Origin of the sequence: Peribacillus sp. FSL M8-0224 (genome assembly GCF_038003055.1) — a bacterium.
In the GTDB taxonomy this organism is placed as follows: Bacteria; Bacillota; Bacilli; order Bacillales; family DSM-1321; genus Peribacillus; species Peribacillus frigoritolerans.
Genome location: NZ_JBBOOJ010000001.1, coordinates 4,215,426 through 4,229,165 on the forward strand (window position 1 = coordinate 4,215,426; position 13,740 = coordinate 4,229,165).

The 13,740-nt window shown below is 41.1% G+C and carries 12 protein-coding genes and 1 pseudogene; 2 read left to right on the top strand and 11 right to left on the bottom strand.

Features of this window, described 5'->3' with window-relative positions; translation table 11 throughout:
• Positions 1–89: 89 nt before the first annotated feature.
• Both MKX49_RS20300 and MKX49_RS20305 read right to left on the bottom strand, forming a co-directional pair.
• Positions 90–266: a hypothetical protein gene (locus tag MKX49_RS20300; RefSeq protein WP_164855090.1), complete on the bottom strand. Its 177-nt coding sequence runs from the start codon at positions 264–266 to the stop codon at positions 90–92.
• A gap of 372 nt (positions 267–638) precedes the next feature.
• Entirely contained in the window at positions 639–1,535 is an 897-nt protein-coding gene (locus MKX49_RS20305) for a LysR family transcriptional regulator (RefSeq protein ID WP_340877536.1), read from the bottom strand.
• Positions 1,536–1,669: 134 nt separating this feature from the next.
• On the opposite strand from MKX49_RS20305, the gene MKX49_RS20310 reads away from it, so the two are divergent.
• Together MKX49_RS20310 and MKX49_RS20315 are read left to right on the top strand one after the other, a co-directional pair.
• Positions 1,670–2,653 (top strand): DMT family transporter, encoded by a 984-nt coding sequence (locus tag MKX49_RS20310; protein WP_340877538.1) that lies wholly within the window; start codon positions 1,670–1,672, stop codon positions 2,651–2,653.
• A gap of 10 nt (positions 2,654–2,663) precedes the next feature.
• A complete protein-coding gene (locus MKX49_RS20315; RefSeq protein ID WP_264639427.1) occupies positions 2,664–2,807 on the top strand; it encodes a YrzO family protein in 144 nt (47 codons plus the stop codon).
• Between the two features lie 30 nt (positions 2,808–2,837).
• Here MKX49_RS20315 and MKX49_RS20320 read toward each other — a convergent pair whose 3' ends face one another.
• The 9 genes and pseudogenes from MKX49_RS20320 to MKX49_RS20360 all read right to left on the bottom strand — a co-directional run bounded on the left by MKX49_RS20320 (position 2,838) and on the right by MKX49_RS20360 (position 13,662).
• Positions 2,838–3,137, bottom strand: a complete 300-nt coding sequence (locus tag MKX49_RS20320; protein ID WP_340877539.1) for a hypothetical protein — start codon at positions 3,135–3,137, stop codon at positions 2,838–2,840.
• 635 nt (positions 3,138–3,772) lie between these two features.
• Complete coding sequence (locus MKX49_RS20325; protein WP_340877540.1) at positions 3,773–5,677, bottom strand: endonuclease MutS2; 1,905 nt, start codon at positions 5,675–5,677, stop codon at positions 3,773–3,775.
• 993 nt (positions 5,678–6,670) lie between these two features.
• Entirely contained in the window at positions 6,671–8,389 is a 1,719-nt protein-coding gene (locus tag MKX49_RS20330) for an adenine deaminase (protein ID WP_340877541.1), read from the bottom strand.
• Between the two features lie 16 nt (positions 8,390–8,405).
• A complete protein-coding gene (locus MKX49_RS20335; RefSeq protein ID WP_063575186.1) occupies positions 8,406–9,470 on the bottom strand; it encodes an ABC transporter ATP-binding protein in 1,065 nt (354 codons plus the stop codon).
• A 15-nt stretch (positions 9,471–9,485) separates the two neighbouring features.
• The gene (locus MKX49_RS20340; RefSeq protein ID WP_048687496.1) at positions 9,486–10,274 is read right to left on the bottom strand and encodes an ABC transporter permease; all 789 of its coding nucleotides are present in this window, start codon (positions 10,272–10,274) and stop codon (positions 9,486–9,488) included.
• Between the two features lie 6 nt (positions 10,275–10,280).
• Entirely contained in the window at positions 10,281–11,105 is an 825-nt protein-coding gene (locus tag MKX49_RS20345) for an ABC transporter permease (protein ID WP_096340021.1), read from the bottom strand.
• 24 nt (positions 11,106–11,129) lie between these two features.
• Positions 11,130–12,060 (bottom strand): annotated as a pseudogene (locus tag MKX49_RS20350) (nucleoside hydrolase).
• A 21-nt stretch (positions 12,061–12,081) separates the two neighbouring features.
• Positions 12,082–13,119: an ABC transporter substrate-binding protein gene (locus MKX49_RS20355; RefSeq protein WP_340878583.1), complete on the bottom strand. Its 1,038-nt coding sequence runs from the start codon at positions 13,117–13,119 to the stop codon at positions 12,082–12,084.
• 192 nt (positions 13,120–13,311) lie between these two features.
• A complete protein-coding gene (locus tag MKX49_RS20360) occupies positions 13,312–13,662 on the bottom strand; it encodes a DUF2294 domain-containing protein (RefSeq protein ID WP_105718871.1) in 351 nt (116 codons plus the stop codon).
• Between the last annotated feature and the right edge of the window lie 78 nt (positions 13,663–13,740).

The window sequence follows — 13,740 nt, forward strand, 5'->3', positions numbered from 1 at the left end:
AAAGAATCGCACGTTCAAAAGGCCGCCAATTGGCGGCCTTCATAACTTCCCTTGCCTCATATGTACTAATTGAAAAATAAATGTTTTGGTTAAGATCCAATGCTATGTTCTACTGCAGTATCCCAACTAGGAAAATAATACAATGCATTTTTCATTAACTCCGGATCTGACTTCTTTACCTCTTTCTTTCGAGGTGGCTTCCCTTCTTTTTCTACCAATGCAGAAATTTGATTCACGACTTCTTCAACACTCATATTCACTTCCATCTCTGTTCCCTCCTTCTAGTTCTTATTTATATTTTTTCCCAATTGATGAAAAGTAATACAATTTTTCTTAAACTAAACTACCAGTTTAGTTTAAGAAGGTTATTTGAATGTATGATAATTGAAAGGATCCTACAGACAAAAAGCCAACGAAATCGTCGGCTTTTTGTCTAAATAATTCCCAAAATACTTTCTAGAAGTAACATGATTAATAAACGACAAGCATAAGGAACCGAAACAATAATAAATGCCATACCATGCTATATCGCTGTCCCAGTTTCGCCATGTTTTTTATGTTTTACTTTTTATGAATAGTTTCGCAGCCTATTCAGCAATCCTCTATCATTCTATGCAAAGCGAGTTGCTGCTCACCCTTCATATCAGCTCAGGAGCTTCTTCTGGATTTTGCTTGAATCGGTCTTCATGATGAGCTTCAATCGTGTGCAGAAAGCTTTTCATGGAGTTTGTCATATAAGCATCTTTACGGTGAATGAAGACTGTCGAGATATTGCGGTATTCTTCCGGAATGGGATGCACGTGGACTTTTTCATTGGCTGTTAGGTGATTCACCGCCGATTGTGGTACGAGGGTAATGCCAAGGCCGAGTGTTACGCTGGTTAAGATCGTTTCCAATACATTGAACTCCATGATCCTTTTAGGCATCACTTCTTCTTCCCTCAGCCATTGTTCCAGCTTGGAGCGATAGCCACACCCCTGACTGAATACTAAAAATGGTTCCGTTATGATTTCTTCAAGGTTAAATGTTTCATTTCTTGTAACTAATACAAGTTTTTCTGTACATACATCGTATGGCTGAATGAGCGGATGTTTGATCGGTCCTGTAACAAAAGCGCCATCCAGCCTGTGTTCAATGACATCTTTGATTAAGTCTTCCGTTAACCCCGCCTTTATGGATAAATCGACATTTGGATACTGTTTATGATAGGAGGCTAGAATCTTGGGAAGATCGCTGACCGTTTCAACTGTACCGATGTTCAATATCCCTGTAGGTGTTTCACTATCCAGGAATACTTGCTTGAGTTCTTCCACATCAAGCAAAATTTTGTTTACATACTCCAGCATTTTTCTGGCCTCCGCAGTTAGTGACATGCCACGTTTATGCCTATTGAATAAAGGCGTCCGTAACTCCTGCTCTAAATGCTTAATCCTCGCCGTTACATTGGATTGGACGTAATTCAACTCAACAGCCGCCTTACTTACGCTGCCATATTTAGCGACGCACTGGAATATTTGCAAATCCCGCATTTCCATAAAAGTGCCCCCCTTTCTCAACTATCATTAATAATGATGATTATATTCATTTTAAGTCATTTTACATGATAATGACTTTATCATAAGGTGTGTATAGGAATTAAATCAATCATTATTTTTGAGGGGAAGCTTTTATGAAAAAAAATCAAGTTTTAATCGGTGCACTTTTATGTTTGACTGCCAGCATTTCTTGGGGAGCGATGTTTCCAGTTGCAGAAAGGGCCTTAATGTATATTGATCCTTTTTATTTCGCTTTTTTGCGATATTTAGCTGTTAGCGTCATTTTAGGGATATTACTTTTAATGAAAGAGGGTAAGAAGTCTTTTAGCCTGGAAGGGCAAGGAAAGAAATTATTGTTTTTTGGGACGATGGCGTTCACTGTATACAATTTTCTCATTTTCGCAGGTCAAGATTTACTGGGGCATAACGGGGTGATTGTTGCTTCCATCATGGAATCATTAATGCCCATGATTTCAATTTTAATTCTGTGGGTTTTCAAAAGTGCCAGACCCATGAAGTATACAATCGCCAGCATGTTCCTTGCCTTGATAGGGGCCATTCTTGTCATTACCAATGGCAGCTTATCATTCGTATTTTTATTGAAAGATAGTATCATCCCTATCCTTTTCATTCTTATCGGGGTTATAGGGTGGGTTATTTATACGATGGGCGGCAACCAATTTAACGGATGGTCAACACTTCGCTATTCGACTTTAACATGCATTTTAGGAACAGCAGTATCAGCCATCATAACCTTCCTCGCAACGGCAATGGGCCTGTCCGTCCCTACGGCAGAGGTTATGCAATCCATTTATGGCGAAATGATTTTCATGATTATTTTCCCTGGTGCCATAGCCCTTTTAAGCTGGAATTTAGGCATTAAACTTTTAACGCCGATCAATGGAATCCTATTTATCAATTTAGTTCCAATCACCACGTTGGCCATCGTTTTCATCCAAGGAGGATCACTATCATCCTACGAATTACTCGGAACTTTTTTAGTGATATATGCTTTGATTCAAAACAATTATTTTCAAAGAAAGAACTTGCCTTCCCGGGTTAAGGAAATGAATCCAAGTGAAGAGAATCATTTAATTAAAGGTACACAACATCAATAGGAGGGCAACAATGGATTTATTAACGCTTATGCTAATCTTTGGATTGGCTATACTTTGGGAATTGGCAACGATTAATAAGAATGTGAAAAAGATGAATGAGCAAAATGCAGAATTGATCAATCTGTATAATGAAAGAAGGAAAAGAATTCAATAAAATAGACTTCAATGTAAAAAATCCTCTCATTTAGAGAGGCTTTTTTGCATTTTGATGATCGTACTTTTCACCAAGCTTCTTCCGGATATCCGCTGCTACGTTCTTTAGCGCCTTTTTCGATCCCCGCTCTAAGTCATGGTTCAATTTCCTTTCCTTGTAGCCGACAGATAAAGTATTGAGATCATAGCCTTCAGGATATAAATCGACGGCCTTTATATCAAGCTCGAGCCTATCGGCATGAACCTCCTTGAAGGTATCTTCGAAAAGTACGACGACATCTATCCCGCTAAACAAGGAGGGCCGTATCATTTTTGAAATTGTACTGGTCATATCTGGAACCCACCGACTAATAAAATCGTTTATTTTGGAAACAAGGATTAGTAAACTGTGATTTTCATTCTAGGTATTTGGGTGTTTAACCTGAACGGAGCAATTGGCTTTGCTATGGTCGGATAGATTTTTATTAAATTCAAAGGATGATTGATTAATAATGAAAAAATCAAAAAAATATATTGTCCTATTTCTCTGGGTAGTATTATTTTTATATTTCTTTGATATGTATATGCCCAAAGGTATTTATTATTTTGTTGTAGGAATACCAGTACTTTTTCTAAGTTCAATTTTTATTTTAAAGATGTTTGATCATTCAAAAGATGTAAGAGGCTAAATATCTAGGTGATACTAACAGCCTTTTTCAGATGATGTATGTATCCCTTTCTTATTTTATCTTTCATCTCTAATTGATTTTGATTGTTTAATACCTTTTATATCTGAGTCTAGAGCCTAATCCTTCTTTCTTCACACTAGAAATTATGACAATATTAAAGGGTATGAGCCCTGTTAAAACAGAACTCATACCCTGCCGATGTCTAACTTTTTTTGGTGAACACGGTTATCACAACCGCTATATTACAATTTCATAAGTCATCAGGATTTGGTTTTTCCCGTTCATAATCCATCCCTGTTTATTCACCAAGCTTCTTCCGGATATCCGCTGCTACGTTCTTTAGCGCCTTTTTCGATCCCCGTTCTAAGTCATGGTTCAATTTCCTTTCTTTGTAGCCGACAAATAATGTATTGAGATCATAGCCTTCAGGGTATAAATCGACGGCCTTTATTTCAAGCTCGAGCTTATTGGCATGAACTTCCTTGAAGGTATCTTCGAAAAGTACGACGACATTATTGAAGGAGTCCTTTTTCTTATAAACGATCGCGTGCCCATTCAGTTCGCTTACCTTCACTTTGTCGCCGACTTCATATTCATAAGATGATTCTTTAGGAACGGCCGCTGGCTTCGCTTTTTTGATTTTACTTTCCTGGACACGCTCCAAGTCGTAGTCTTTATTTTCGATATAGAGCTTTGCCTTTTGCAGAACCTTTTCACGGACATTCATTTTTTTGGCTATCCAAAGGGCATTGCTTTCCCCGGATTGACCGATCAACAGCTTGTATTTTGGCTCAAGTGTTTCACTGTTGAATTGCATGGCTGCATTCATGAAATCACTGTGTATTTCCGAATAGCGCTTGATTTCACCATAATGGGTCGTCGCAATGGTTATGCACCCTCTTTGATAAAATTCCTCAAGGATGCTAATCGCCAATGCGGCTCCTTCATTCGGTTCCGTTCCGCTCCCAATTTCATCGAACAGCAGCAAGGAGTTATTGGTTATTGCCCCCATGATTTCCGAGATGTTTTTCATATGCGATGAAAACGTGCTCAGTGCATTTTCCATGCTTTGATTATCGCCGATATCGACGAATACCTGGTCAAAGACGGCAAGCTCCGTCCCCTCTTTCCCGGCAACATGCAGTCCTGACATGACAGCCAATGTAAGGATGCCGATCGTTTTCAGGACGACAGTTTTACCCCCGGCATTAGGGCCTGTGATAATCAAGCTGCGATAGTCCTTACCGATTTCAAAATCCAAAGGTACGCTGCCTTGCGGCAATAGTGGATGCTTACAGCCCGTTAATTTAATATAACCGTGATCATTGATTTTCGGTTCGATGGCATCCATGCTTTTACTGAACTTGGCTTTTGCGAAGATCATGTCATATTGACTGATCAACTCGATGTTTATCTTGATCGGTTTCAGCTGTTCGAAAACCGTTCCGGATAATGTGGCCAAAAGTTGATACTCTTCCATCGATTCCTCCGCCTTTAAGCTTGCCAATTCTACATTCAATTTCGTAACAGAGGCAGGTTCAATGAACACGGTAGCCCCTTTTGCCGATACTTCCACGATTGTTCCGGCCACTTGATTTTTATAGGAGGCTTTGATCGGGATGGTGTAGCGATCATCCTTTTTACTGATGAAAAATTCCTGAATGAACTCTTTATTGGCTCCGCTCTTCAAGAACTTATTCAGCCGTTCCTCTATTTTACCTTCTGTCTTGATGATTTGGTTCCTGATCCGTTTCAGGTCCTTGCTTGCTTCGGAAACGACAGCATTTCCCTTTATGGTGAATTGGATTTCTTCTTCAATGCTCCTGAATTCAGTCATGGAGCGGGCGTAGGAATGCAGTGTCGGTGCAAAGAACTCTTTATCGGTCATGAATTTCTTAATATTCCTGCATCCTCTTAAGAAGTCTGCTATCGCCACTAACTCTGACGGCTCCAAAATCATTCCTTTTTCCAGTTTGTCGATATGGAGGCCAATATGTGAAATGCCCTTCAAGGGAATATGGCTTTCCGCATTCAGTAAGTTCCTTGCCTCCGTGGTCTCGTTCAAACGATTTTTAACGACCTTCAAGGTGCTGCTCGGCTTAAGCTGATCCAATAACGCTTTTCCTAAACCGCTTACGCAATGGTTTTTGACCATTTCCTTGAGTTGGATATATTGTAATTTTTCATAAGTCATTGTATTCATCTAATGATCCTCCTTGAATGAGTGAGTGAATGAAATTCCCGAATCCAAAAAATGCCCGCAATGGTCCCCCCTACCTTTACAAATGAACAAGCCATTTGAGTAGAAAGCTCCTGCGGGCATCGGCCTTATCCATGGATAAGTGCCTAAAATCGATAACAAATAGGGCAGCTCGAATAGACCTGCGTGCACAAAAAAGCATGATAGGACAAATCCCACCATGCTTTTCGCCGTAACACCTACATGTTACACGATTTATGGAAAAGGAAGCAGTCTTAAGGTAGGTATTCACAATGCAGAATTGCATTGTGAAAAAAGGCATACGTAATCCACTGACATAACAGTGATTAAATACCTTATTCAACTAAATTAGTTGATACCTACTCCCGACATAAAACACCACACCTTTTCTTAGATTGGAATTAACATACCATATCAGTAAGAAAGAGTCAATTCATTTTTTGCCGTTTACCAAAGTTTCATTAAAAGATTCAAGAAAAAAATGCAGCCAAGCCCATGGTACTCCCCAATTCATTGTCTGAATATTTACTTTAAAATCGGGGTATGTTATCCTTATATTGACATAAACTAAAAACAGCCTCATGCGCTAACATGAGGCCGACAACTAGCAAGAGTGGTTGGTCACAACTAACTTAATTAATCGTCAGAAGAAGAACCATTGCCATCTTGGGAGGATGAGTGGTTCTTTTTCCGTTTCTTGGCGAACATAGACAGGATAAGACTGGTTGCTACTGCAACAAATATCTCTTTACCCATATCTGTTATCAAGTTCAATAAGAAATGAATCAAGCGGTCACCTCCTTTCCAATCTACATTAGATGGAAAAGCAAAGCGTGACCTACCACTCTATCCTCAGTTGTTCCTCTATTTTATCATATTTTTACCTTAATGGTAATTATATGAAAATAAACAAGTCCAGCTAACATTTGATGCATTAAGAAAGGGGATTATCCATTGGATAATCCCCTTTTCGGTTTAAGCTTCATCACTCATCATGAGAGGGACTGTTTTCCCTTCGTTCACGTTGATCAATCCATGGTCGGTTATTTTCAGAGCCGGGCTGACAGGAAGCGATAAGGTGCTTAATGACATGATGACATTATAATGTTCGTAGCCTAACGATTTAAGTGCATCTGTCAGGTGCTGAACCTGCTTTGATACGATGTCCATCGGCTCTTCGGAAAGAATCCCTCCTACCGGCAGGGGAATCATCGATAGGACCTTGCCATCGTGGACGCAGCAGACACCGCCTTGCTTCCTTATCACTTCGTTAGCGGCAATCATCATATCCTGCTTATTATGACCAATCACCAGAAGATTATGGTTATCATGCGAATAGGTTGTGGCGACAGCTCCACGCTTCAATACATCGCCGGTGATCAACCCGTGCGCCCGATTACCGTTTTTCCCGTATCGTTCGAATGTGGCGATTAAACCATAAGGGCTTTCTTCCCAGCTTAATTGACCATCCTTCCCTTCGATACGATCATGGGTTTCAGATGTGAAAGTAGAACCGTTCTGCACGTTTATGATCCGGCACTTGCTGCTTTCAAGACTATCCGGGATCGTGATGTTAAAATCATTTTCGGTAAGTTCCGCAAGCTTCACACTTTGATAGAAATGCTCAGGAAATTGTTCTTCCTTCACTTCTTGGACATATGGGCGTGAAGATTCATAAACTAGCTCACCTTTTTTGTATACTTGTTCAATTTCAAATGTTTCCAAATCCGATAGCAGCAGGAAGTCTGCTGTTTTTCCAGGTGCAATGGCGCCGCGGTCATACATCCGCATCCGCTGTGCAGGTGTATAGGTGCATGCATAAATGGCTTTTTCCGGAGTCATCCCCATTTGGATGGCTTTCTTTAAAAGGACGTTCAGATGTCCTCTGTTTTGGAAAGAGTCGGTCATGACATCATCGGTGACAAAGCAGAAATGTTCATCCACCTGATTTTCCTTCAAGTAATCTATCACTTCTTCAGTCATTGATTTCTCTTGAATCTCAATGAACATCCCGGCTGCGATCCTCGCATACATCCCTTCCACGGTCTGGTGTGTATGATCTGAATTCACTCCGGCATTAATAATCTTTTGCAAGTCCAAGTCAAGCAGCTTTGGAACGTGCCCCTCTATGATCAGATCTGGATACCGGGAACGGATATGGGACAAGATCTTATTCGTTTTGCAATCCGGGTCTGTTATGACCTCATAGTAATTCATGATCTCGCCGAGACATATAATGTCCTCCGTTTGCATCAATTCGTCTATATCATCTATTTCGATCGAACCGCCTGTTGTTTCCATCGATGTGGCTGGAACGGAACTCGGGATGGCATAAAACATATCCGCTACGCAATCTTGACTTGCTTTGATCATTTCCTTCACACCGGAAATGCCGAAAACATTGGCCATTTCATGCGGTTCCGGCACGATCGTCGTCACGCCATTTTTGATTAACCCGTAGGAAAAAGTCGCAGGCGTCACCATCGTACTTTCAATGTGGAGATGGATATCGATCAGACCTGGAACCATATACTTCCCCTGTCCATCGACGATTGTATCCGGTTCGAAGGCATCCAATTCACGTTCTCCAATATAATAGAACTTTCCATCCTTGATGGCTGCATTCCCTTTAATGAATCTTTTAAAATAGCTGTTAAACACGTTGATATCCCTTACAAGCATATCCATTCGCATAACTTACCCTCCTAAGCTAGTCAACAAGCACCATCTGGTTTCTCGGAATTTCAAGGATGATTTCCTGACCCGTCCGATAGGATTCCGCCATTTCCTTGTTCACAGTGAAATCCCCTATTGGAGTTTCAACGACATATTGATAGCTTCTTCCAAGATACGTACTTACCTTGACTCGGCCAGGTAAACTATTTTCCTGAACAGCTCCCGTGTTATCTTTTTCCCTGATCAGCAGATCGTCCGGCCTGATGGCGCCTATTTTTCCCGTTGAATTGCTCATCTGCGGATCCTTGTGCAGCACAAATGAGTATCCAGATTTGTTCAGTTCGATTTTACCGTCATGATCTGTCCGCTTATCGAAGTCAATGAAGTTCTTGAAGCCGATGAAGTCCGCGACAAATTTGGTTTCAGGATATTTGTAAATGGTAGCGGGGTCACTAAGCTGTTCGATGATCCCTTTGTTCATGATCGCCACCTGGTCGGATATCGAAAAGCATTCTTCCTGGTCATGGGAAACATATACCGTTGTAATCCCCAGCTCTTGTTGGATACGGCGAATCTCGACTCTCATATTCACCCGTAAGTTGGCATCAAGATTACTCAATGGCTCGTCAAATAAGAGGATGTCCGGTTCAATCACCAGCGCCCTGGCAATCGCTACCCGCTGCTTTTGCCCTCCGGAAAGCTCTTGGGGATATCGTTTTTCAAAACCTTTCAAATTAACGATCTCGAGCACATTCATTACTTTTTTTTCGATTTCACTTTTAGCATTCTTTCTCAGACGGAGACCGAATGCAATATTATCGAATATCGACAAATGCGGAAATAATGCATAGTTTTGGAACACAAAGCCAAAGTTCCGCTTGTTGACGGGCACTTTCGTATAGTCCTTTTCCTTGAATAAAAACTTCCCTTCATTCGCCTGTAAAAACCCGGCAATTAAACGGAGGGTCGTCGTTTTCCCACAGCCGCTCGGGCCAAGAAGGGATACCAGTTTCCCTTTTTCAATCTCAAGATTGAAATCCTTTAATATATTCTGTTTGTTATATGCTACAGATATATCTTGTAAAGTGAATAAAGCCACCCATCATTACCTCCTTTATCGTTTTGTGAAATAAGACAATCCCATGAGCCGTTCTACTATAAACATGAAGAAAGCGGTTATGAACATGAGCAATACGGAAATGGCCGAAATGGTGGGATCGAAGTAGTTCTCCACATACGTCAGCATCTGAATCGGAAACGTACTTACCCCAGGGCCTGTCATATAAACTGAAATGTCTACATTATTGAAGGATTCCAAGAAGGCGATCATGACTGCCGCCAGAATTCCTGATTTTATATTCGGGAGGACGACTGTAAAGAATGTGCCCAATTTACTCGCTCCGAGACTCTCGGCCGCTTCTTCAATGGAAAAGTCAAAGTTTGATAAGCTTGAAGAAATCACACGGATGATGAAAGGCAGCATGATAACAGTATGTCCCACAAACAGGGCCGCATATATCGGAAGCTGATAAGTCCCCACAATGTAACGTAAAAATGCAAAGCCCAGCACAATTCCCGGTATTAATATTGGCGAAACGAAAAAGGCATTTATCACGCTTTTCCCTTTGAAATCAAACCGGCTTAATGCATAGGCAGCCGGCACTCCCAGTAACAGTGCCAAAAGGTTGCCACCCAGTGAAACAAGGATGGACGTTTTAAAAGCGACCAAAAACATGTCCACATTAAAAATATTTTCGTACCATCTGAAAGAAAACTCTTCTGGCGGGAACTTTAAAATATTTCCGCCTTCAAATGACGTAACGGATATGATAAGCAAAGGCCCTAGTAAAAAAAGGAACACCAGGAATGTAAACAGGGCCAATCCTCGATTTTTTTCCTGCATACACCTCTACCCCTTTGGATTTAATTTTTTTGCCAAACCATTCATGATCGATATGATCAGAACAGTCACGGCAATCATTATCGTAGCGACTATCGATGCCACTTGCCATTCGTTCAATGTAATCGCGTTTTGATAAAGAAAGGTCGAAATGACCCGCTGTTTCCCGCCTAATAAAGCAGGCGTAGTATAAGCCGTGAAGCTCCCTACGAAAACAAGGATGCTGCCAATGACCAAACCTGGAACCGAAAGCGGAATGATCACTTTTGAGAATACGGCCAATCTTGATGCTCCAAGGCTTTCCGCCGCTTTTAATAAGTCCGTCTCGATGTTCTCCATCACACCAACCAGCGTCACGATGATCAATGGCAGGAATAAATGGACCAATCCGATGATGATGGCAGTGGGCGTGTACAATATATCAAGCGGCTTCTCAATCAAGCCCATGCCCATCAGCAATTTATTCACGACACCGTTTTTACCGATGATCACCATCCAGCTGAATGAGCGGACAACAGGGCTTGTTAATAGCGGGAAGATCGTCAGCAAAAGCATGATGGCTTTTTTTCGTTGTTTCAGTTTTGAAATATAATAAGCTGCTGGAAATCCCAATAGAATGCAAATGATTGTCGTGAACAGACTCACCCTAAGTGTCGTCAGCAGAATTTCAATAAAGTATCGGTCTTGGAAAAAATCAAGATATCCTTGTACGGAAAAACCGCCGCCTTCATGAAAAAAGGTCGTGCCAATCGTCATTAGGATCGGAATGATCATGAAAATCGTTAAAAATAGTACGCCTGGTAACAGCAACAGGTATAGATAGCGTTTCTTCACCTCGGAACCCCCTGTTCGTATTATTTATGAATTGATTATGCGAATGAACAGGTCGAAAAAGGCTTCCGCATCGACGTCCAGACAAACTTGCGCATTCGGCTGCTTCATCAGCCTATTTTGAAAGTCGCAAACCATCTGTCCGTCACAAAGCTCGCTTTTTGTTTCAACATCCACATAATATTCTTCTCTGGTGACAAGATCTTCTTGCAAAGCGATGGCTACAGCTAATGGATCATGCATCGCACATGCCCATATGCCCGTTACGTTCAAAATACCTTTTCCGGTAATCTGATGTACTTTGCCTTATATAGTCAGCAAGTTCATCGTTTTGAATCAATTGGATATGCTCTTCACCCAATAGAACCTTTCTCGTGACATCAAGACCAACTTGCGTGATGGATGCGAATCCCGCCTGTAATACGATTTTGGCTGCTTCAGGATCGACATACGTGTTATATTCAGAGGTCGGCGTGACATTGCCAACCCCTTTGATCACTCCGCCCATGAAAATGACTTCTTTAACGAGCTTGGTGATTTGCGGACATTTTTTCACCGCCAATGCCAAATTCGTAAGAGGTCCCGTCATGACCAGCGTCACTTCACCAGGAAAATTCAAAATGGAATTGATGATGAAATCAGAAGCAAATCCATCATCAGGCCGCTTTTTGACTGGCACATCCTTCAAGGCTCCGCCAATCCCGTCTTCGCCATGAATCCGGTGTTCAAAAAAGGGGCTCCTGATAATTGGGCTATCTGCCCCCTTTATGACTGAAATGTCCTGTTCATCCAATAAATCCAATATTTTGCATGTATTCAATGTGGCCGTATCAAGTGATACATTCCCGTTCACTGTTGTGACCGCCAATATGTCGAATTGACGGCTTTTAACAGCAAGAATGATCCCGATCGCATCATCTATTCCAGTATCCACATCAAGAATCATTTTTTTCTTCATCAAGCACACCTCGTTTCTTTCTTAGTGTGTAAGCTCACGATTCCAACGATCGATCCATTGTTTCGAGTTTTCATTAACAAACTTCATGTCCAATACACGTAGGCTGTCAATGACGTCATCTCCATAGGTTAAGCCTTTCGCTTCCGTTTCAGAGAGCTTGACTTCGGTATTGACAGGAGAATCCACTTTCGCTTTCGCTGATTTTTCCTGAACTTCCTTGCTTAAAATATAATTCATGAATTCGCCGGCCAATTCTTTTTGATCGCTGGCTTTAACAATATTCACTGTATTCATCACGGCGTAGCCGCCTTCTTGAGGGGAAATGAACTTAGCATTGGGAACGGCTTCCTGTAAATCGCCAAAATACATTTCCATGATCGGGCCTGCAGCGATTTCCCCTTGCGAGAACATGTTGACGAACTCTGATGTTTGCCCATATTCCTTCACCGCATTCGGCATGATCTTTTTCATTTGATCGAAGGCTTTATCCTCATTGAACTCTTCACTTCCGCTAACTTTTGAAGCGGCATCCAAAAACATCGGTCCAGTTGTCGAAGTGATGGATGGGATCGTGATCTTCCCTGCCATATCCTTGCTCCAAAGATCCTTCCAAGAGGTGATTCGTTTACTCAATTCATCGGGATTATAGGCAATCCCAAATTGTGCAATGGTATAGGCTGGTCCATACTCAGCACCATTCGGCGCTTTTGCTTTATCGTATATATTACCAATATTCGGAATTTTGCTATGGTCAACTTTCTCAAATAACCCTTCATCAATTCCCTGCTGTGCATAGTAGTCGGATAAATAGATAACATCCACATCGCTATTCGCTTGGCGCACTTTGTTCAATCGATCTGCATTATTTCCTGAGTCAACGACAATCTCAACATTATGCTTCTTTTCAAATGGCTCATAGACTTCAGGACGGAAGAAATCATCGGCGAATCCCCAAGTGGAAACGACCAATTTAGTTGGTTTTTCCTTTCCATTGTCCTTTGAAGAGCATGCAGCTAAAACTAATGTGAACAGTGATAACATCATCAATATTTTTTTCATCATCCAAACCTCCAAGTTCATATTGTTTAAAATTTCCTTTTTACTGATTTACATGTAAAAAAAGACAATCTTAAATAGAATTGAAATTCTACCCAAGATTGTCTTTTCTCTGTAAACAAAGATAAAACTTATCATATGGTTCTCTAGCGGCGTCCCCTCCAGATAAATCCGAAGGGAAATCCATTTATATGATTATATATTTTTTTCCTTCAATACTATATTGGTGAATGCCAGCTGCGTCGCTGAGTCATAATCCCTCAGGACAGCTTCGATATCCCAATTCGTTTGCGTTTCCAGCTTTTGTTTCAGTTTCTTTTTATAAAGCAGGGACATATGGAAGTCAACCTCCTGCTTCAGGCTGGGAACTTCCCCTTCTAAAGCTTCAGAACGCGGGGCACGTCGATGTTTGGCTTGAAATGTAATCACATTCTGCTCAACAGTAACCTTCAGCAGCGTAGTACCAAAGCCGAACAATTCCTTCGATACCTCATTATACATATGAGAAAGCAATTTCTTCGTTTCGTTAGCGTTTATCGGTAAGATGACTATCACCTGCCAAACTATCGTTTGAGGTAATTATATATACTTTTTCTTGATTGCACAAGATAATATTCGGATTTT